Genomic DNA, 20,774 nt, shown 5'->3' on the forward strand with positions numbered 1-20,774 from the left:
ACCTCCCACACATGACGTTGACCTTCACACCCATGTGAATCCCTAACGTCGCCGCCATGACGAACATTTCGCTGCAGACCAAGGTCACCGGTTCCGGCCCCGCGATCGTGCTCGCCCACGGCGGTGGCGGCGGCATCGACGCCAACTTCGGCGGGCTGATCCCGCTGCTGGCGGAGGACCACCTGGTGATCGGCTCCGACTACCCCGCCGACGACACCCCGCTCACGCTGGACGCCCTCGCCGACGCCCTCGTCATGGAGGCGGTCGACCGAGGGGCCGAGACCTTTTCGATCGTCGGCTTCTCGCTCGGCACCGCGGTGGCGATCCGCGCCGCGGTCCGGCATCCGGATCGGGTGCGCGGCCTGGTTCTCACCGGCGGCTTCGCCAAGCCCGACAACCGTTCGCGGCTGACCATCGAACTGTGGCAGCGCGCGTTGGCGGCTGGCGACCGCGAGCTCTTCGCGCGGATCGTGCTGCTTTCCGGGTTCAGTAGGGACTTCGTGAATGCCCTTCCTGAGGAACAGCTTTCGGAGGTGCTCGCGCAGACCGCCGCCAACATCCCGGGCGGCACCGCGGCGCAGGCCGCGCTGATCGAGGTGGTGGACGTGCGCGCGGACCTGGCGCGGGTCGCGGTGCCGACCCGGGTCATCGGACTCACCGACGACCTGCTCTGCGATCCCGCGAACGCCCGTGAGCAGGCGGCGGGTATTCCGGGCGCGGAGTACATTGAACTGCCCGGCGGACACGTCGCCATGGCCGAGCAGCCCGCGCTCTGGCACGCGGCCGTGCTCGAGTACTTCGCCGAGCAGCGCGCGGCCGCCACCCGCTGAGTTCACCCCGGGGACCTCGGGCGGAAACACCCAATTTTCAGACCGGAGGGCACGGTTCACATTCTCGGCTTACGATGCAGCCACTATGCAGTCGCCCGTAGCTCACGACCGGATCTGGATCGACAAGCAGACGCCCGAGGTCTTCCACGCGCTCAATAGCGTCGCCCTGGCGACTCGCGAGGCCGCCACGGCGGCCGGGTTGGACCGCGCCGTCATGGAATTGGTGAACGTGCGCGTCTCCCAGTTGACCGGCTGCCCCTTCTGCCTGGACCTGCACGCCCGGGCCGCCCGCGAGGCCGGAATCACCGCACAGCAATTGGATGTGCTGACCGCCTGGAAGCGCAGCCCCTACCTGTTCACCGAAATCGAACAGGCGGCCCTGCAGGTGGCCGAAACAGTGACCGCGTTGCCGGATGAGGAAAGCATGCAGCGTGAGTATGCTGCTGCGCGGCAACATTTGTCGGATGACCAGATGTCCGTTCTCATCTGGGCTGCCACCACTATCGGCGCGTTCAATCGCGTGTCGATTCTGAGCAAACATCCGGTGCGGGTGCGGAAGGAGAACTGAACAATGAGCGAACAGGCCGTGGCGGCCGCAGTCGTTCGCAACGACGCGCAACACCGGTACGAGGTGTGGTACGGGAATTCGCTCGCCGGGTTCAGCGAGTACCGCGAGCGGGACGACAACGACACCACCTTCATTCATACCGAGGTGGATCAGGAATTCAGCGGTAAGGGCCTGGCGAATCTGCTCGCCCAGGAGGCGATCAAGGATGTGATCGCCCGCGGCCGCGTGATCGTGCCGCGCTGCCCATTCATCAAGGGCTGGTTGGACAAACACCCCGAATACGACGAGCACGTCGTCGGCAAGGGCATCAAACGATGAGTGATCTGGAGCCGAGGCCGGAGGCGTCGCTGTGCGAATCCTCCGGGCGGCCCGGGCCGCGCGCGGAATTCTTTCCCGCGCGCGAGGTGCCATTGGGCGGGGTGCGCGGGGTGACCGTCTTCCGGTCACTGCCCCAGCGCGACCTGCCGACCGTGGGCGCGTGGTGCTTCCTGGACCACTTCGGCTCCGGATCGGCGGCCAATCCCGAAGGGCACGATATCGACCCGCATCCGCACATCGGATTGCAAACGGTCACTTGGCCTTTGAACGGGCGCATCCGGCACCGCGACAGCGTCGGCTCGGATGTGGAGATCGAGCCCGGACAGCTCAACATCATGACCTCGGGGCATGGCATCGCGCACTCGGAATACCGGGTGCCGGGGCATGTCTCGGGGCACGGATTGCAGCTGTGGGTGGCACTGCCGGACGAATCCCGGGATATCGCACCGCATTTCGAACAGCACCGGGAATTGCCGGAGTTTTCGATTCCGTCGGTCGACGGCATCGTGCTGATCGGAACCCTGGGCGGGGTCACCTCACCGGCCACCGCCTACACCCCGATTGTCGGCGCGGATCTGCGCGTGCGCGCCGGGGCGGATTCCGCACTTCCGCTGAATCCGGAATTCGAGCACGCGGTGCTCGTCATCGAGGGCGAACTGGCCATCGACGACACGCGCGTCGAGCCCGGCCGACTGTTTTATCTGGGGAGCGACCGGGATTCGATTCGCCTGCACGACACCGCGGGCGCGCATCTGCTGTTGCTCGGCGGTGAACCGTTCGGTGAAGACCTGGTCATGTGGTGGAACTTCGTGGCGCGCAGTCACGAGGAAATCGAGCGGGCCCGAAATGATTGGGAGAAGCACGATATCGGCCGTTTCGCCGATATCGCCGGGCACACCCCGGATCAGCGCATCCCCGCGCCGCCACTGCCCGGTTTGCATTTGAAACCGCGCAAGCGCCGCTGCGGAGTTCCGCACGAGTGAATCACCCGGCCACACCGTAATTCGGCCCCGAACCCACCGGTTCGGGGCCGAATTCGTTCCTGCCTCAGCGGCTGCTGAGCGACTGCGTCCCAATGACGCGCAACAGATCCAGCTTCTCCTGCGTATCGGTATTCGGCGCGGGGTAGTAGATCAGCACGTGGCGGTCGGAGCTGGGCGTGAGCAGCGGTTCGCAAATCAGGTCCAGCACACCGACTTCCGGGTGGATCATGCGCTTGTTGTGGCCGTGGCCGGAACGCACCTCGTGCTCGTTCCACAGGCGCTCGAACTCCGGGCTGGCGGCGCGCAGGCGGGCCACCAGTTCGGTCACGTCGGCATCCCCGGCGCGGCGCGCGGCCGTGGCCCGCACCGTGCCGACGTGCATGTGGCTCAGGCCCTCCCAGTCCTCCTCCGGGAAGATGCGGCGGGAGGCCGGTTCGGTGAACCAGCGCCACGGGATGCAGCGGTCCAGGCCCCGCTTCTGCGAGTAGTCCCCGGACAGCAGGGTGTGCATGCGGTTCTGCACCAGCACCTCGCCCAGGTCCGAAATGACCACGGCCGGAGTGTCGTCCAGCTTGGAGAGCACGTGCAGAATGCCGGGCCCGACATGGCTGTCCCCGCCGCGCGCCGGAGCCTGATGCCCCGACAGGTGGTAGAGGTGGTCGCGTTCCCCGTCGGTCAATCGCAGGGCGCGCGCCAGCGCGGCCAGCACCTGCACCGACGGTCGCGGCCCGCGCGCCTGCTCCAACCGCGTGTAGTAGTCGGTCGACATGCCCGCGAGCATGGCGACCTCGTCGCGGCGCAGGCCCGGGGTACGGCGGCGCGCGCCCGGCGGCAATCCCACGGTCGCGGGTTGCAGCTGCTCACGGCGGCGGCGCAGGAAGTCGGCCAGCTCGGTTCTATCCACCCCACCACTGTCCCCCGTCCCCGGCCCGCTATCCAGGTACCGGCGATCCCAGGCAACCGCGGCGCGGTTCATCCACAGCCATCCCCAGGTCGTAACCAGGGATCGCCGATCCCTGGATGAACGGTCCTCTCCCGCTGGTCCCCGTCCGGGCGCACTGTTGTGGACATGACGCAGAACCTCAGCACAGTCCAGCTCGGCAAGACCGGGCCCGCCGTTTCCCGCCTGGCCCTCGGGGCCATGGGCATGTCCGGCATGTACGGGCAGGCCGACGAGGCCACCTCGATCGCCACCGTGCACGCCGCCCTCGACTCCGGCGCGAACCTCATCGACACCGGCGACTTCTACGGCATGGGCCACAACGAAATGCTGCTGCGGCGGGCACTGGCCGACCGCAAGCGCGAGGACTACCTGCTCAGCGTGAAGTACGGCGCGCTGCGCGGCCCCGACCACAGCTTCCTCGGCAACGACACCCGTCCCGAAGCCACCAAGAACTTCCTCGCGTACTCGCTGCAGCGGCTCGGCACCGATTACATCGACATCTACCGGCCCGCGCGGCTGGATCCGAATGTACCGATCGAGGAGACCGTCGGCGGGCTCGCGGAGCTGGTGCAGGCCGGATACATTCGGCACATCGGCCTGTCCGAGGTCGGCGCGGAGACCTTGCGCCGGGCGGCGGCCGTGCACCCGATCGTGGACCTGCAGATCGAATACTCGCTGGTCACCCGGGGCATCGAGGCCGAAATCCTGCCTGTCGCACGCGAACTGGGCATCGGCATCACCGCGTACGGGGTGCTCTCGCGCGGCCTGCTCAGCGACTCCATGCGGGCGGGACAGCAGTTCGAGCCCGGCGACTTCCGCTCGTACAGCCCGCGCTTCCAGGGCGAGAACCTCACCGCCAACCTGCGTTTGGTCGACGCGCTCGCAAAGATCGCGGCCGATCACCAGGTGACCGTGGCCCAGCTGGCCATCGCGTGGGTGCTGGCCCAGGGCACCGACATCGTGCCGCTCATCGGGGCGCGCAAGCCCGAACGCTGGGCGGAATCGCTTGCGGCGCTGGATATCCGACTGACCGACGCGGAACTCGCCACCATCGAGGCGGCCGTGCCCGCCGATCAGGTCGCGGGCACCCGCTACGCGGCGGCGATGATGACCACCCTCGACAGCGAGCGCTGAATTCTCCTGTCGGCGCCGAATTCTCCTGTCGGCACGGGCGAATCCTACTGTCGGCGAGGCCGAATGACCGCGGTGAAGGCCGCGCTGGCCACGGGCTTGCCGGTGACGTCGGCGATCGTCACCGGCACCTCCAGCTCGATCTCGGTGCGGGACGCGATCTTCGCGCGGGTCTCGGCGATCGTCTCCTCCGACAGTTCCGAGGTCGCGCTGAATGGTCCCAGTTCGCCCTTGGCGCGGGCCAGGTACTCGATGCGGCCATCGCGCGCGACGATGAACGTCTCGCCCATGAGGTCCACGATGCCGGAGATGGACGCGCCCATGGCCGCGGTCTCGGCCAGGCCGAACAGCAGGGCGGCGTGAATATCGCCATTGTGATTGAAGTGTTCGGGCCGACCCGCCATGCGGACCACGCTGCGGCCGGGCGCGTAGTCGACGCTCTCGATCCCGGTGAATTGGATGAAGCCGAGCTTCTGGAAGCCCGCCATCACCATTTCGCCCATGGTGGCGCTGTTGGCGCTGTCCATTACGTCTCCTGCCCGCAAGAAATTGAAACCTGTTCCAATTTCATACCGGGCGCGGAGCGAGTTTGTCCATGTCAGCTTCCTGCCACGGCCTCATCCCACGACCACGACCTCACCCCACGAGGGCCTCACCCCACGACGCGACCGGCCAGCCCCAGGGCCTCCGAGGTGCTGGCCATGGTCTGACGCGCCAGCTTGGCGTCCTTGGCCAGGCTTTGCCCCAGCGTCGGCATGAGCTGACGCAACCGCGGCTCCCAGATCTGCGCATACCGCGGGAAGCAGCGTTCGAGGACCTCCATCATGATGACCGGCGCGGTCGACGCGCCCGGCGTGGCACCCAGCACCGCGGCGATCGAACCATCGTGCGCCGCCACGACTTCCGTACCGAACTCCAGCACCCCGCCGCGCACCGGATCCGGTTTCACGATCTGGGCCCGCTGCCCGGCCGTGATCATGGTCCAGTCCTCGGCACGCGCCTCGGGGACGAACTCGCGCAGCGCCGCGAACTTCTTCTTCCGCGTGGAGAACAGCTGGGTGGCGAGCAGCCACGTCAGCTCCTTGTTCTGCTTGAGCATCGCGGTGAGCGGACCGATATTGTTCGGGCGCAACGATCCCGGGGCGTCGAACAGCGAACCACCTTTCAGGAAACGGGGATTCGCACCGGGGAAGGGGCCGAAGAGCAAGGCGCGTTTGTCGGCGACAATACGAGTGGCCAAGTGCGGCATGGAGATCGACGGTGCGCCGACCGGCGCGCGACCGTACACCTTGGCGTCGTGCGCGGCCACCACCTCCGGATTGTCACAGCGCAGGAACCGCCCGCTCACCGGCAGCAAGCCGTAGCCGCGCACCTCCGGAATCCCGGCCTTCTGCAGGATTTTCAGGGCCCAGCCACCGGCACCGGCGAAGACGAAGCGCGCGTCCACCTTTCGGGTGAGCCGGTCGTTGTCGGTGCGCCAGTCCACCCGCAGCTGCCAGGTGCCGTCATTGTTGCGGCGCAGGCCGCGCACCTCGCAATTGCGGTGGATCTCGACATCGCGCCAGCGCAGCCAATGGAACAGCTGATTGGTGAGCTCGCCGAAATCGATATCGCTGCCGGTGATGTCGCGGGTCGCCGCGATCGGCTCGCCCGCGCGGTCCCCGGTGAGCCCTGCGTGATCCTCGGTGGTCCCGGTACGACCCGCCGTGAGCAGCGGGGCCCACTCACCGATCACCTTCGGATCGTCGCTGAAACGCATATTCGCGAAAAGATGGTGCGCGGAAAGGATTTCGTGACGGCGGCGCAGGAAATCCACCTCCGCGCGACCGCGGGCCAGCGTCATGTGCGGGACCGGATTGATGAATGTCGACGGATCGCGCAGAACTCCGGCACCCACCAGCGACGCCCACAACTGCCGGGTGAGCTGGAACTGCTCATTGAGCGCGACGGCGGGCTCGATATCGATCGAACCGTCCGGATGCTGTGGCGTGTAATCGAGTTCGCACAGGCCCGCGTGGCCGGTGCCCGCATTGTTCCAGGCCGCCGAGGCCTCGGCCCCGACCTCGGGCAGCCGCTCGTACACCGCGATGGTCCAACTGGGTTCCAGATGCTTGAGCAGCATCGCCAGCGTCGCGCTCATGATGCCGCCCCCGATCAGGACGACGTCGTAGGGACGCAGGGGCAGTTGTGTTCTGGATGTCATTACCTGGAAACCCCGATTGAGCTCGTACAGCGTACGGGCACGCTAGCACCAGTCGCTGACCCGCCGGAATGCGCAGCAACCCTATCGCCGAACCCCGCTCCGCGCACCCGGAGCTAACGGCCCGACTTGCCCGGCCGGTCGAAATCGTCCTATATTGACGGCAATCCAAGAGATGCTCTCCGGAAGTTGTGCCGCAGAATGAGAGCATCCGCCTCCGGGGAGGTGCGGAGTGGGCGGCAAAGCAGTTGTGCCCACTCATATCCTCATGGAGGTCATTCCCATGCACATCGGTCTCGGACTCCCCATTTCCGACCCCGCCGCTCTGCTGGACTGGGCTCGTCGCGCGGACGCCGGTCCCTTCTCCACACTCGGCCTGCTCGACCGCCTGGTCTACGACAATCCCGAACCGCTGGTCGCCCTCGGCGTGCTCGCCGGTGCCACCGCACGCATCCGGCTGCAGACCGAGGTGCTCATCGCACCCCTGCGCGATCCGGCGCTGCTCGCCAAGCAGGCCGCCACCCTGGACGTGCTGTCCGGCGGACGCTTCACCCTCGGCCTCGGCGTCGGCGGGCGCGCCGACGATCACGAGGCCTCCGGCACCGAATTGCGCTCGCGTGGTCGCCGTCTCGATCGGCAGCTCGAGCTCATGCGTGAGCTGTGGGCCGGTAAGCCGTTCAGCGACAGCTGCGGCCCCATCGGTCCCGCGCCGCGCACTCCCGGTGGCCCCGAACTGCTCTTCGGCGGTTTCCAGCCCGCCGCGCTGGATCGCGTCGGCCGGTGGGGCGGCGGTTTTCTCGCGGCCGCCGCGCCCTCGTGGGCGGGTGGCCTCTTCGAGACCGTGCGCCGCTCCTGGCGCGAGCACGGCCGCTCCGGCGCGCCGCGCATTGTCGCCCAGGTGAATGTCGCGCTCGGTGCGCAGGACGTCATCGACGACGCCCGCGCGGCCATGGGCGCGTACTACGAATTCTCCGGCCGCGCCGACTACATGGTCGCGGGCATGCTCACCACACCGGGCGAAATCCGCGATGCCATCACGCAATTCGGCGATCTCGGCGCGGACGAGGTCATGCTCTACTGCTACGGCCGCGACGCCGACCAGGTGGATCGCCTCGCCGACGTGATCAGCTGACCGCCTTGCGGGCCCGATAGGCCGCCACCGCATTGCGATTGGTGCAGGCCGTCGAGCAATAGCGGCGGGATCGGTTGCGCGACAGGTCCAGCACGATGCCCTCGCAGCTCTCGTCCGCGCAAATGGACAGCCGCGAGAGCTCGTCGGCGCGAATCAGGTCGATCATCGCCATGGCGGTCTCGACCGCGATGCGCACGTCCAGCGGGGCGTCCGGCGGCACCGCGTGGATGTGATAGTCGAGATCGTCGTGGCGGACCAGCCGCGGCACGGCGCGATGCTCGGCCAGGATCGCGTTCACCAGCTCGACCGCGGTGTCGCGGTCGGCGGTGAGCAGGCGGCGCAGCGGCGCGCGCTGGGCCCGCACGGCGGCGAGTTCGGCGCGGGTGCGGGTGCGCGCGCCGGTGTATCGGTGCTTGGCGAAAAAGGCGTCGAGCTGGGCCATCTCGGTGAGGGTGTCCGGATCGTCGTCGGTATTCACCAGCTCGACCGCCGCGGCCATGGACGCCACCGTGTCATCAGCAAAAAGCACATTGACATATTACACATTCGGGCCGTAACGTCATTAGTCATGGCGACTTTGACTCATGACACCGTGGTGGTGTCGAACCGGCTGCGCACCGGGCTGCTCACCGCCGCGCTGTCGGCCTCCACGTTCGGGCTGTCCGGGCCGCTGGCCCGCGGGCTCATCGACACGGGCTGGAGTCCGGCCGCCGTGGTCATCGTGCGCGTGCTGCTCGGCGGGGTCGTGCTACTGCCGGTGGCCGTCGTGCAGCTGCGCGGCGACTGGAATCTGGTGCGGCGCAACGCGGGGCTGCTCGCGGGCTACGGCCTGCTCGCGATCGCGACCGCGCAGCTGGCGTATTTCAACGCGGTCGCCCATATGGACGTCGGAGTGGCGCTGCTCATCGAATACACCGCGCCCATCGCGGTGGTGATCTACCTGTGGCTGCGACACAGCCAGAAGCCCGGGCGCACAACCATTCTGGGCGCGATCATCGGCGTCATCGGACTGATCCTGGTGCTGAACCTGCGCTCGGGCACCAACACCAGCTGGATCGGCATCGCCTGGGCCAGCGGCGCGATGGTCGGCGCGGCGGCCTATTTCATCCTGTCCGCGCACGCCGGAGACGCGGTGCCGGGCACCGTGCTGGCCACCGGTGGACTGCTGGTCGGTGGGCTCGGCATTCTGGCGGCCGGACTGGTCGGCATCGTGCCGCTGCACGCCACCACCGGATCCGTGGGGTTCCAGGGCTTCACCGTGCCATGGGTGGTGCCGATTCTCGCCCTCGGCGTGGTCACCGCGGCCATCGCCTACGTCACCGGCATTGCCGCCACCCGCATGCTGGGCTCCCGGCTGGCCTCCTTCGCCGCCCTCGGTGAGGTGCTGGCCGCCATTCTGTTTTCCTGGGCGCTGCTGGGCCAAACCCCGGCACCCATCCAATTGCTGGGCGGCGCTTTGATTCTCATCGGCGTGGTTTTCGTCCGGCTCGGCGAGCCCGCCGACGACCAGAATGCGCCATAACTCTTCACATCTCGAGTTGATAACTGTAGTTTGTCGCAAATGTCGGGGAAATCAGTCCGCAACTCGAGAGAAGCCATCGTGCGTACAACGAAATACCTTGCGCCAGCCCTGCTTTGCCTGACCTCCATCGCCGTCGCAGGCACCGTCACCGCGACCACAGGCACGGCAACCGCCGAGCCGGTGCAGGCCCAGCCGCAGCCCGCCCTCCAGATCAAGGGCACCGACCACAACATCGGCTACGACGTGGCTCTCTCCACCGACCACCGCTCGGCGGTCAGCACCCTGCAGGCCGGGCACTTCCTCGCCACCTGGGACGGCGAGGCGGTCATCGTCACCGACGACAACGGCACCCTGGTCTCCACGGTCCCGCTGAAGTACGACATCGACGGCAAGACAGCCGAATTCACCCCGAAGATCGATGAGGACAACCGTCGCCTCACCCTCACCCCGGTCGCCGAGGCCGACACCCCGGTCCGCGATGTCGATGCCCAGCAGCACTTCTTCGACGTCGTCCAGGCCAATATGCCCGCCGTCGCCACCGGCGCGGCCATCGGCGCCATCATCGGCTTCATCGCGGGCTTCCCCCTCGGCCTGTTCGTCATCGACTTCATCACCGCCCCGTTGCTCGCGGTGGTCGGCGGCGTGGTCGGCGGCGTCATCGGCCTCCAAATGTCCGGCGGCCAACAGGCTTCCGACGCCGCCCTCGCCTACGTCGACACCCTCGCCCCCGGCGCGTCCAATGTCTTCCGGCCGCTCCTGGCCGCCGTCCCCGCCCCGCAACCGGCGAACTGACCTCCCCCGCAACACTTTCGGCCCGTGCTTCTCGTCAGAGCACGGGCCGTTTGCTGTTCGATCCAGGAAACGCCGTTCAATCCAGGACACTCAGTGAGTCCACGGCCATGCTGTTGTTCCAGTGGTACCACCAGACATTCATCTCGCCCGCGAGATCGAAGCGCAGCGTGTGGCCGGTGCCCGGGCCGCCCACTATGGTCCACAGCCCATTGGGCTGGCCGATCACGCTACTGACACCGCCGTCGTCCCAAGCGAATTGGCCCAGGGACGGTGCGTCGAGACTGTTCCACGGCAGATCGGCGGTGAAATGTCCGGACGTGATGCCGGGAAGCACCGGGCTGGAACAGCCCCAGACATCCGCTTCGCGGTGAATGCTCTGGCCCGCGCTGCCGGTACCGGGAACCATGGTGCCGGTCAGGATGCCGCCGTGGTGGCAGACGACCCATACCGTGGGCGATTCGGCGGCCGCGGGCACAGACAGGGGCAGGGACAGAGACAGGGGCAGGGGCAGGGGCAGGGGCAGGACCGCTCCGCCGAGGACGGCCGCAACGACAACACCACGAGCGAACATGTCGACTCCTCCCCTGGCGGGGGCAGTTGATTCGTCGCGACCAGCATAGACCCGCGCTGCGGCCGACGATCGTGAAAAGAGTTCGGCCCCCGCTCCGGAATGGGAGCGGGGGCCGAAAACTATTGCCTGGCTACAGGCTTAGCGGTAGTCGCTGAAGCCGTAGTCGTCCAGCGGCACCGCGGCACCGGTGGAGGTGCCGAAGCCGTCCGGGCTGTAGTAGCTGTCGTCGTAGGACGGGACAGCGTACGCGGCCTGACGCGCCTCTTCGGTGGGCTGCACCTGGATGTTGCGGTAGCGGTTGATACCGGTACCGGCCGGGATCAGCTTACCGATGATCACGTTCTCCTTCAGGCCGATCAGCTTGTCGGAGCGGCAGTTGATCGCGGCGTCCGTGAGCACGCGGGTGGTCTCCTGGAAGGAGGCCGCCGACAGCCACGAATCGGTCGCGAGCGACGCCTTGGTGATACCCATGAGCACCGGACGACCCGAGGCGGGCTCGCCACCCTCCGCGACCACGCGGCGGTTGGCGGCCTCGAACTCGGCGCGCTCCACCAGCGAACCCGGGAGGAACTCGGTCGCACCCGAATCGATGATGGTGACGCGGCGCAGCATCTGGCGAACGATCACCTCGATGTGCTTGTCGTGGATGGACACACCCTGCGAGCGGTACACCTCCTGGACCTCGTGGACCAGGTGGACCTGCACCTGACGCGGGCCCATCACGCGCAGCACCTCGTGCGGGTCGGCAGAGCCCTCGAGCAGCTGCTGGCCGACATCCACGTGGTCACCGTCGGCGAGCAGACGCTCGGAGCCGTCGTCGTGCTTGAACACCCGCAGACGCTGACGCTTCGACAGCTTGTCGTACACGACCTCGTCCGAACCGTCGTCCGGCGTGATCGTGATCTTGTAGAAGCGGTCGTCGTCCTCGAGCCGCACGCGACCCGACACCTCGGCAATGGGGGCCTTGCCCTTGGGAACACGAGCCTCGAAGAGCTCCTGAACTCGGGGCAGACCACCCGTGATGTCGTCACCCGCGACACCACCCTGGTGGAAGGTACGCATGGTCAGCTGGGTACCGGGCTCACCGATGGACTGGGCGGCGACGATACCGACGGCCTCACCGATGTCCACCAGCTTGCCGGTCGCCATGGAGCGGCCGTAGCAGGTGGCGCACACGCCGGTGCCGGTGGTGCAGGTCAGCACGGAGCGGACCTTCACCTCGGTGATACCGGCCTCGAGCAGCGCCTCCAGGGCGGGATCGCCCAGGTCGTGGCCCTTCTCGACAATGACGTTGCCCTTGGCGTCGATCGCGTCGGTGGCCAGCGTCCGAGCGTAGGTGCTGGTCTCGACGTGAGCGTCGCGGATGACCGAGCCGTCGGCCTGACGCTCCGCGATCGGCACCACGATGCCACGCTCGGTGCCACAGTCGGTCTCGCGCACGATGACGTCCTGCGACACGTCCACCAGACGACGGGTCAGGTAACCCGAGTCGGCGGTACGAAGCGCGGTGTCGGCCAGACCCTTTCGCGCACCGTGGGTGTTGATGAAGTACTCCAGAACCGTCAGACCCTCACGGAAGGAGGACTTGATCGGCTGCGGGATGAACTCACCCTTCGGGTTCGTCACCAGACCCTTCATACCGGCGAGGGTACGAGTCTGGGTGAAGTTACCCGTGGCGCCCGAGTCGACGATCGTGATGATCGGGTTGTCGGCCGGGTAGTGCGCGCGCAGCGCCTTACCGACCTCTTCGGTCGCTTCCTGCCAGATCTTGACCAGGGCGTTGTTGCGCTCCTGGTGGTCCAGAGCACCACGCTGGTACTTCTTCTCGATCTGATCGGCCTGCGCGTCGTAGCGCGCCATGATCTCGGCCTTCTCGGTCGGCACGAGCACGTCCGACATGGAGACCGTGACGCCGGAACGGGTGGCCCAGTAGAAGCCCGCGTCCTTCAGCTTGTCGACGGTCTGCGCGACCACGATCATCGGGTAGCGCTCGGCCAGATCGTTGATGATCGCGGCCTGACGCTTCTTCGGCATCGGCTCGTCGATGAACGCGTAGTCCGCCGGGAGCAGATCGTTGAACAGCACCCGGCCCAGCGTGGTCTTGGTGGTCCACGCGTCGCCGCGCTGCCAGCCGTTCGGGAACAGCTCGGCCTCGACGTCCTTGGGCGGACGCTGATCGGTCAGCCGGATCTTGACCAGCGAACGCACGGTCAGCTCGCCGCGGTCGACGGCCATCTGCGCCTCGGCGGGCGAGGAGTAGACGCCGAACTCCGGCTCGTCCTTGGTGGCCGCGCGGTACTCGCCCTTCGCGCCCTCTTCCAGGCGGGTCAGGTAGTACAGACCGGTCACCATGTCCAGACGCGGCATGGCGAGCGGACGACCCGAGGCGGGCGACAGGATGTTGTTCGAGGACAGCATCAGGATGCGGGCCTCGGCCTGCGCCTCCGCGGACAGCGGCAGGTGCACGGCCATCTGGTCACCGTCGAAGTCGGCGTTGAACGCCTCACACACCAGCGGGTGCAGCTGGATGGCCTTGCCCTCGACCAGCAGCGGCTCGAAGGCCTGGATACCCAGGCGGTGCAGGGTGGGCGCACGGTTCAGCAGCACCGGGTGCTCGGCGATGACCTCTTCGAGGACATCCCACACCTGAGGACGCTGACGCTCGACCATCCGCTTGGCGGACTTGATGTTCTGCGCGTGGTTCAGGTCGACCAGACGCTTCATGACGAACGGCTTGAACAGCTCGAGCGCCATCAGCTTGGGCAGACCGCACTGGTGCAGCTTCAGCTGCGGACCGACCACGATGACCGAACGGCCGGAGTAGTCGACACGCTTGCCGAGCAGGTTCTGGCGGAAACGACCCTGCTTGCCCTTGAGCAGATCGCTCAGCGACTTCAGCGGGCGGTTACCCGGACCGGTGACCGGACGGCCACGACGGCCGTTGTCGAACAGCGCGTCCACCGACTCCTGCAGCATGCGCTTCTCGTTGTTCACGATGATCTCGGGCGCACCGAGATCGATGAGGCGCTTGAGGCGGTTGTTGCGGTTGATGACGCGGCGGTACAGGTCGTTCAGGTCGGAGGTCGCGAAGCGGCCACCGTCCAGCTGCACCATCGGGCGCAGCTCCGGCGGGATCACCGGAACGGCGTCGAGGACCATGCCCATCGGCGAGTTGCCGTTGGTCTGGAACGCGGCGACGACCTTCAGACGCTTCAGGGCGCGAAGCTTCTTCTGGCCCTTGCCCGTCCGGATGGTCTCGCGCAGGCTCTCGGCCTCGGCGTCGATGTCGAAGGTCTCCATGAGCTTCTGGATCGCCTCGGCACCCATGGCGCCGGTGAAGTACTCGCCGTAGCGGTCCTGCAGCTCGCGGTAGAGGACCTCGTCCACGATCAGCTGCTTGGGGGCCAGCTTGGTGAAGGTGGTCCAGATCTCGTCGAGCCGGTCCAGCTCGCGCTGGGCGCGGTCGCGCAGCTGACGCATCTCGCGCTCGCCGCCGTCCTTGACCTTGCGGCGGACGTCGGACTTGGCACCCTCGGCCTCGAGCTCGGCCAGGTCGGCCTCGAGCTTCTGGGCGCGGGCCTCGAGATCGGCGTCGCGCTGATCGGCGACGGTCTTCTTCTCGACCTCCATCTCCGCCTCGAGCGTGGACAGCTCGTTGTGGCGCAGCTCGTCATCGACATTGGTGATGACGTAGGCGGCGAAGTAGATGATCTTCTCGAGATCCTTCGGCGCCAGATCGAGCAGGTAACCCAGGCGCGACGGGACACCCTTGAAGTACCAGATGTGGGTGACCGGCGCGGCCAGCTCGATGTGGCCCATGCGCTCACGACGCACCTTGGCGCGCGTCACCTCGACACCACAGCGCTCGCAGATGATGCCCTTGAAGCGGACGCGCTTGTACTTACCGCAGTAGCACTCCCAGTCCCGGGTGGGACCGAAGATCTTCTCGCAGAAGAGGCCGTCCTTCTCCGGCTTCAGCGTGCGGTAGTTGATGGTCTCCGGCTTCTTGACCTCGCCAAACGACCAGTTGCGAATGTCTTCGGCGGTGGCCAGGCCGATCCGGAGTTCATCGAAGAAGTTGACGTCTAGCACGTAACTTCCTTTCCCCTGTTCGGGTTGAGTATGAGCAAAAGTGCAAAATCGGTTGCCCCGCAGGCGCTTTCACGCCTGCGGGACCAATCGCTCACTGCGCCAGGTCGTCGACCGTCGCAGCCTCGTTGCGGGACAGGTTGATACCCAGGTTCGCCGCGGCGCGCTCCAGGTCCTCGTCGTCGCCGTCGCGCATCTCGATGGCGGCGCCGTCCGAGGACAGCACCTCCACGTTCAGGCACAGCGACTGGAGCTCCTTGAGCAGAACCTTGAACGACTCCGGGATGCCCGGCTCCGGAATGTTCTCGCCCTTGACGATCGCCTCGTACACCTTCACGCGGCCGACCACGTCGTCCGACTTGATGGTGAGCAGCTCCTGCAGGGTGTAGGCCGCGCCGTACGCCTGCATGGCCCAGCACTCCATCTCACCGAAGCGCTGACCACCGAACTGGGCCTTACCACCGAGGGGCTGCTGCGTGATCATCGAGTACGGACCCGTCGAACGCGCGTGGATCTTGTCGTCCACCAGGTGGTGCAGCTTGAGGATGTACATGTAGCCGACGGCCACCGGGTACGGGAACGGCTCGCCGGAGCGGCCGTCCAGCAGGATCGCCTTGCCGTCGTCGTTGATCATCTTCTCGCCGTCGCGGTTCGGCAGCGTCGAACCGAGCAGGCCGGTCAGCTCCTCTTCGCGGGCACCGTCGAACACCGGGGTGGCGATGTTCGTGTCGGCGGGCTGGCCGAGCATTTCCTCGGGCAGCTTCTTGGCCCAGTCGGGGTTGCCCTCGACCTTCCAGCCGGTCTTGGCGATGTAACCCAGGTGGGTCTCCAGCACCTGACCGATGTTCATACGACGCGGCACACCGTGGGTGTTCAGGATGATGTCGACCGGGGTGCCGTCCGGGAGGAACGGCATGTCCTCCTGCGGAAGGATCTTGCCGATGACGCCCTTGTTGCCGTGGCGACCGGCGAGCTTGTCGCCGTCCTGGATCTTGCGCTTCTGCGCGACGTAAACGCGCACAAGCTCATTGACGCCCGGGGGCAGATCGTCGTCGTCGTCACGCGAGAACACGCGCACGCCGATGACCTTGCCGGACTCACCGTGGGGCACCTTCAGGGAGGTGTCGCGAACCTCGCGGGCCTTCTCACCGAAGATGGCGCGCAGCAGGCGCTCCTCGGGGGTCAGCTCGGTCTCACCCTTCGGGGTGACCTTGCCGACCAGGATGTCGCCGTCGCGGACCTCGGCGCCGATGCGCACGATGCCGCGCTCGTCGAGATCGGCCAGCACCTCGTCGGAGACGTTCGGGATGTCCCGGGTGATCTCCTCGGCACCGAGCTTGGTGTCGCGGGCGTCGATCTCGTGCTCCTCGATGTGGATCGAGGTGAGCACGTCATCCTCCACGAGGCGCTGCGACAGGATGATCGCGTCCTCGTAGTTGTGGCCTTCCCACGGCATGATCGCCACGAGCAGGTTCTTGCCCAGGGCCATCTCACCGTTCTCGGTGCAGGGGCCGTCGGCGAGCACGTGCCCGGCCTCCACGCGCATGCCCTCGTCCACGATCGGACGCTGGTTGGCGCAGGTGCCCTGGTTGGAGCGCTCGAACTTGCGCAGGCGGTAGCTGCGGCGGGTGCCGTCGTCGTGCATGACGGTGATGAAGTCGGCCGAAACCTCTTCCACCACACCGGCCTTCTGGTTCACGACCACGTCACCGGCGTCGACCGCGGCGCGCAGCTCCATGCCGGTGCCGACCAGCGGCGACTCGGAACGGATCAGCGGCACGGCCTGACGCTGCATGTTCGCGCCCATGAGGGCACGGTTGGCGTCGTCGTGCTCGAGGAACGGAATCATGGCGGTCGCGACCGACACCATCTGGCGCGGCGAGACATCCATGTAGTCGATGTCCTTGGCCGGGACGTATTCCATTTCCTCGTTGCCGTGGCGGGCGAGGACGCGCTCCTCGAGGAAGTTGCCGTCCGCGTCGACCGGCGAGTTCGCCTGGGCGCGGATGTGGCGGTCCTCCTCGTCGGCGGTGAGGTAGCGGACCTCATCGGTGACGCGGCCGTCGACGACCTTGCGGTACGGGGTTTCGATGAAACCGAACGGGTTGACCCGGGCGTAGACCGACAGCGAGCCGATCAGACCGATGTTCGGGCCTTCCGGGGTCTCGATCGGGCACATGCGGCCGTAGTGCGAGGGGTGCACGTCGCGGACTTCCAGACCGGCGCGCTCACGGGACAGACCGCCCGGGCCCAGCGCCGACAGACGACGCTTGTGGGTCAGACCCGAGAGCGGGTTGTTCTGGTCCATGAACTGCGACAGCTGCGAGGTGCCGAAGAACTCCTTGATCGCCGCCACGACGGGACGGATGTTGATCAGGGTCTGCGGGGTGATGGCCTCGACGTCCTGGGTGGTCATGCGCTCACGCACAACGCGTTCCATACGCGAGAGACCCACGCGGATCTGGTTCTGGATCAGCTCGCCAACCGTCCGCAGACGACGGTTGCCGAAGTGGTCGATGTCATCGACCTCGACCGGAACCTCGACGCCACCCGGCGCGGTCATCATCTTGTCGCCCTGGTGCAGACGCACCAGGTACTCGATGGTCGCGACGATGTCTTCCTTGGTCAGCACCGAACCCTGAACCGGCACACCGGCGTTCAGGCCCAGCTTCTTGTTGACCTTGTAGCGGCCGACGCGCGCCAGGTCGTAGCGCTTCTCCTTGAAGAACAGGTTCTCCAGCAGGGTCTGCGCGGACTCCTTGGTCGGCGGCTCGCCCGGACGCAGCTTGCGGTAGATGTCCAGCAGCGCCTCGTCCTGACCCGGGGTCGAGTCCTTCTCGAGGGTGGACATCATGATCTCGGAGAAACCGAAACGCTCGGTGATCTCCTCGGTGGTCAGACCCAGCGCCTTGAGCAGCACGGTGACCGGCTGCCGACGCTTGCGGTCGATGCGGACACCGACGGTGTCGCGCTTGTCGACGTCGAACTCCAGCCACGCGCCGCGCGACGGGATGACGCGCACCGAGTGCAGCGTCTTCTCGGTCGACTTGTCGATGGACTCGTCGAAGTAGACACCGGGCGAACGGACCAGCTGCGACACGACGACGCGCTCGGTGCCGTTGATGATGAACGTGCCCTTGTCGGTCATCATCGGGAAGTCACCCATGAAGACCGTCTGAGACTTGATCTCACCGGTGTTGTTGTTGATGAACTCCGCGGTCACGAACAGCGGTGCCGCGTAGGTCATGTCCTTGTCCTTGCACTCCTCGATGGAGGCCTTGACCTCTTCGAAGCGCGGGTCGGAGAAGGACAGCGACATGGAGCCGGAGAAGTCCTCGATCGGAGACAGCTCCTCGAGCACCTCCTCGAGGCCCCCGACGGGGTTGGTGACGTCGCCGCGCGCGGTGGCACGCTCACGCCAGTCTGCTGAACCGACCAGCCAGGCGAACGATTCGGTTTGTAGATCGAGAAGTCCGGGAACCTCCAGGGGTTCGCGAATCTTCGCGAAAGACACCCGCTTCGGGGCTCCGGGGATACCGGCCTTGGTCTGGGTGGAGACTGCCAAGATGCGTCCTTCCAGCACCTCACGCGCGTCGCGTGGTGGTCCGCGACCGTCGCTTGTCTGCTACGAATTCCGCTGGTTACGACCCGAACGAACCCGAAGCAGCAAACAGCGGAAGTAACACCGGAAGGTGGAACTTTCGTGATGCGATCGAGGTATGGACAGGAGGCAGCCAGCGCAACGTCCAAAACTACACCCAAACCTACGGGGGTGTCAAAGTACCACCCGTGGCGATCCGTGGGCGGCAACTTCGCCCCGGTGTGTCCGTGTCGATATCCGGGCGACTGGAGCGCCTGTACCGGCTCGGCGAGTGACGGTCTCCACACGGATTTCCGACGAGGCCGAAGAGTCCGCTGGCTGCGTTCGCGAGGCCCACGTCGGCGTCCTGTCCCCTGTGACAGCCGCCGCTGTTGTGAATAGCGTGACGGCTCGGACGAAAGTCGTCAAGTGGCGGTCCGAGTTGACAAATCGCGAGATCGCCTGTCCCAGTACAAGATCACCTTGTGACGTCGCGCGATGCCGGAAAGACACCGGCACCCGACGGATACGGCGACCTATTTGTCGGTAATCGCCTGGGTCACTTGTCGGTGATCTCGGCGGCCAGCCAGTGGCCGTTCACCTTCTGCATGCGCAGCACGATCGGGCCCGAGGCGAGCGGTTCGGGCTTGTTGTCCTTGACCGCGGAGATGTTCAGGTTGACCAGTAGTTCGGCCCGGTCGCCGGTGAGCAGCGTCACCCCGATGGGATCGGTTTTGACCTGGGTGTCGGTCTGGGTCTGCTTGATGGTGTCGACCGTGGTGTCGACGTATTTGGCGAAGTCCTTCTGCATCTTGTCGGTCAGCACCGAGTTGACCGAGGACTTCCACTTGTCGATCTCGGCGGCCTTGTAGCCGTAGAGGGTGGTCAGCGCGTGATCCGCGGCGGCCTTCACCTCGTCGGTGGCCTGGTTGTCGACGTAGGCGAGATTGCCCGAATCCGAATTGGGCTTGGACACCCAGTGATGCACCGCACCCACGATGGCGAAGACCAGCAGCAGCGCCGACAGCGCCGCGCAGATCGTGGCGACACCCCAGTTGGGCCAAAATCCGCCCTGCCCGCTCGGCTTGGAATACTGTTGCCGGGCAGTCTTTTTGGACAGGCTCGGACCGCGCGGCGGGGTGGCGCGCGACGCGGTTCGATCGGAGCGCTCGGTTCGATCGGAAGGCTCGGAGGTGGACCGGGCGTTCTTGGCGGTCACGTCCGCGGCGGTGGTGCGGGCGGCCGTGCCGCGCTGGGCGGCCGGGCGGCGCGGGGTGACCCGGTTGACGGGGCGCTTCTTGTTGGCCATGGTCACTCCCTCCTAGTTGCCGGGGGCCGGGGTCGATGTCGGGGCGGGCTGCTGCGCGGTCTGCGCGCCGGTGCCCAGGGGCACGGGCTCGCCCAGGTTCTGGGCCTTCTCGGCCTTCCAGGTGCTGCCGACCTTGACCAGATCGAGGGTCCACAACTGGCGGAAGGTGGCGGGCTGGCCGCCGGGCCAACTGCGGGTGATCTTCAACACCGCGAAGGCCGACGCGTGGTCGAGTTCGCTGTTGAGCGAGGTGAGCGTGAGGCCCTCGACGGCGGCCTCGATGCGGGTCTTGGAGTCCTGGGCGGTCTGCTTGAGCTGATCCTGCCCGTCCTCCTGCTGCTTGAGCAGGTCACCGGTCATCGATGACCGAATATTTGCCAGCGAACCGTCGATGTCATCCGGATTGATGGACATCAGATTCACGGCCGCCTGCCGCGCATCGGTGAGCGCCGCGTCGCGGGCCTGCGCCCGGGTTTCGTCCTTGTGGTCACCGAACCAGAGGAAGCCCATGATCGCCGCCGCGACCACCGAGACGACCAGCAGCCCGGCCGCACCGACGGTCGCGAAGCGCCGCAGGTCGAGACCTTCGGCCGGAGCCGCGGCCGAAGGCTCGCGGACCGGCTCGGCAGGCTGATCCAGCACGGCGGGCTGATCCAGCACGACGGTCGGCTCTTGCGGGGTTGTTTCGGGAACCGACGGGGTCGTCGGCTTCTCGAGGTTCGCCCCCGATTCGCTGTCCTTGTGCTGGCTCACGCCGCCACCATACTTTCCTCTCTTCGCGCCCTGTCTGGGACTTGTGTTCCGGG

Annotated in this window: 17 protein-coding genes; 8 read left to right on the forward strand and 9 right to left on the reverse strand. The window is 66.7% G+C overall.

The genetic code is table 11. From position 1 onward, the window contains the following. Nucleotides 1–56: 56 nt before the first annotated feature. The 4 genes from VMT40_RS33215 (at nt 57) to VMT40_RS33230 (ending at nt 2,699) form a co-directional block, all read left to right on the forward strand. Nucleotides 57–830: an alpha/beta fold hydrolase gene (locus tag VMT40_RS33215; RefSeq protein WP_326363332.1), complete on the forward strand. Its 774-nt coding sequence runs from the start codon at nt 57–59 to the stop codon at nt 828–830. Between the two features lie 85 nt (nt 831–915). Beyond that, nucleotides 916–1,398 carry a carboxymuconolactone decarboxylase family protein gene (locus VMT40_RS33220; RefSeq protein WP_326363333.1) on the forward strand — a complete coding sequence of 161 codons (483 nt, stop codon included), beginning with the start codon at nt 916–918 and terminating at the stop codon, nt 1,396–1,398. A gap of 3 nt (nt 1,399–1,401) precedes the next feature. Continuing rightward, nucleotides 1,402–1,716 carry a GNAT family N-acetyltransferase gene (locus VMT40_RS33225; protein ID WP_326363335.1) on the forward strand — a complete coding sequence of 105 codons (315 nt, stop codon included), beginning with the start codon at nt 1,402–1,404 and terminating at the stop codon, nt 1,714–1,716. Next, a complete protein-coding gene (locus VMT40_RS33230) occupies nt 1,713–2,699 on the forward strand; it encodes a pirin family protein (RefSeq protein ID WP_326363337.1) in 987 nt (328 codons plus the stop codon). The genes VMT40_RS33225 and VMT40_RS33230 overlap by 4 nt, the downstream gene beginning before the upstream one ends. Nucleotides 2,700–2,763: 64 nt before the next feature. On the opposite strand, the gene VMT40_RS33235 is transcribed toward VMT40_RS33230, so the two are convergent. After that, nucleotides 2,764–3,603, reverse strand: a complete 840-nt coding sequence (locus tag VMT40_RS33235) for a helix-turn-helix transcriptional regulator (RefSeq protein ID WP_326363338.1) — start codon at nt 3,601–3,603, stop codon at nt 2,764–2,766. Between the two features lie 165 nt (nt 3,604–3,768). On the opposite strand from VMT40_RS33235, the gene VMT40_RS33240 reads away from it, so the two are divergent. Next, nucleotides 3,769–4,776, forward strand: a complete 1,008-nt coding sequence (locus VMT40_RS33240) for an aldo/keto reductase (RefSeq protein WP_326363339.1) — start codon at nt 3,769–3,771, stop codon at nt 4,774–4,776. Nucleotides 4,777–4,820: 44 nt separating this feature from the next. On the opposite strand, the gene VMT40_RS33245 is transcribed toward VMT40_RS33240, so the two are convergent. After that, nucleotides 4,821–5,300: a PaaI family thioesterase gene (locus VMT40_RS33245; RefSeq protein WP_326363340.1), complete on the reverse strand. Its 480-nt coding sequence runs from the start codon at nt 5,298–5,300 to the stop codon at nt 4,821–4,823. A 125-nt stretch (nt 5,301–5,425) separates the two neighbouring features. Beyond that, nucleotides 5,426–6,976: a malate dehydrogenase (quinone) gene (gene mqo, locus VMT40_RS33250; RefSeq protein WP_326363342.1), complete on the reverse strand. Its 1,551-nt coding sequence runs from the start codon at nt 6,974–6,976 to the stop codon at nt 5,426–5,428. A gap of 247 nt (nt 6,977–7,223) precedes the next feature. On the opposite strand from mqo, the gene VMT40_RS33255 reads away from it, so the two are divergent. After that, nucleotides 7,224–8,105 (forward strand): LLM class flavin-dependent oxidoreductase, encoded by an 882-nt coding sequence (locus VMT40_RS33255; RefSeq protein ID WP_326363344.1) that lies wholly within the window; start codon nt 7,224–7,226, stop codon nt 8,103–8,105. Here VMT40_RS33255 and VMT40_RS33260 read toward each other — a convergent pair. Next, a complete protein-coding gene (locus tag VMT40_RS33260) occupies nt 8,098–8,634 on the reverse strand; it encodes a CGNR zinc finger domain-containing protein (protein WP_326363345.1) in 537 nt (178 codons plus the stop codon). The genes VMT40_RS33255 and VMT40_RS33260 overlap by 8 nt on opposite strands. Nucleotides 8,635–8,673: 39 nt before the next feature. Here VMT40_RS33260 and VMT40_RS33265 point away from each other — a divergent pair, with 39 nt between their 5' ends. Beyond that, nucleotides 8,674–9,627 carry an EamA family transporter gene (locus VMT40_RS33265; RefSeq protein WP_326363347.1) on the forward strand — a complete coding sequence of 318 codons (954 nt, stop codon included), beginning with the start codon at nt 8,674–8,676 and terminating at the stop codon, nt 9,625–9,627. Between the two features lie 78 nt (nt 9,628–9,705). Next, entirely contained in the window at nt 9,706–10,419 is a 714-nt protein-coding gene (locus tag VMT40_RS33270; protein WP_326363348.1) for a hypothetical protein, read from the forward strand. A gap of 76 nt (nt 10,420–10,495) precedes the next feature. Here VMT40_RS33270 and VMT40_RS33275 read toward each other — a convergent pair whose 3' ends face one another. The 5 genes from VMT40_RS33275 to VMT40_RS33295 all read right to left on the reverse strand — a co-directional run bounded on the left by VMT40_RS33275 (nt 10,496) and on the right by VMT40_RS33295 (nt 20,721). Beyond that, nucleotides 10,496–10,990 (reverse strand): hypothetical protein, encoded by a 495-nt coding sequence (locus VMT40_RS33275; protein ID WP_326363350.1) that lies wholly within the window; start codon nt 10,988–10,990, stop codon nt 10,496–10,498. Nucleotides 10,991–11,128: 138 nt separating this feature from the next. Next, nucleotides 11,129–15,082, reverse strand: coding sequence for a DNA-directed RNA polymerase subunit beta' (locus tag VMT40_RS33280; RefSeq protein ID WP_326363351.1), 3,954 nt, complete (start codon nt 15,080–15,082; stop codon nt 11,129–11,131). A gap of 91 nt (nt 15,083–15,173) precedes the next feature. Next, nucleotides 15,174–18,662, reverse strand: coding sequence for a DNA-directed RNA polymerase subunit beta (gene rpoB / locus VMT40_RS33285; RefSeq protein ID WP_326363353.1), 3,489 nt, complete (start codon nt 18,660–18,662; stop codon nt 15,174–15,176). Between the two features lie 556 nt (nt 18,663–19,218). After that, nucleotides 19,219–19,968, reverse strand: a complete 750-nt coding sequence (locus VMT40_RS33290; protein WP_326363355.1) for a hypothetical protein — start codon at nt 19,966–19,968, stop codon at nt 19,219–19,221. Nucleotides 19,969–19,980: 12 nt separating this feature from the next. Continuing rightward, nucleotides 19,981–20,721, reverse strand: coding sequence for a hypothetical protein (locus tag VMT40_RS33295; RefSeq protein ID WP_326363356.1), 741 nt, complete (start codon nt 20,719–20,721; stop codon nt 19,981–19,983). Between the last annotated feature and the right edge of the window lie 53 nt (nt 20,722–20,774).

The organism is Nocardia sp. CDC160 (assembly GCF_035818795.1).
Lineage (GTDB): Bacteria > Actinomycetota > Actinomycetes > Mycobacteriales > Mycobacteriaceae > Nocardia.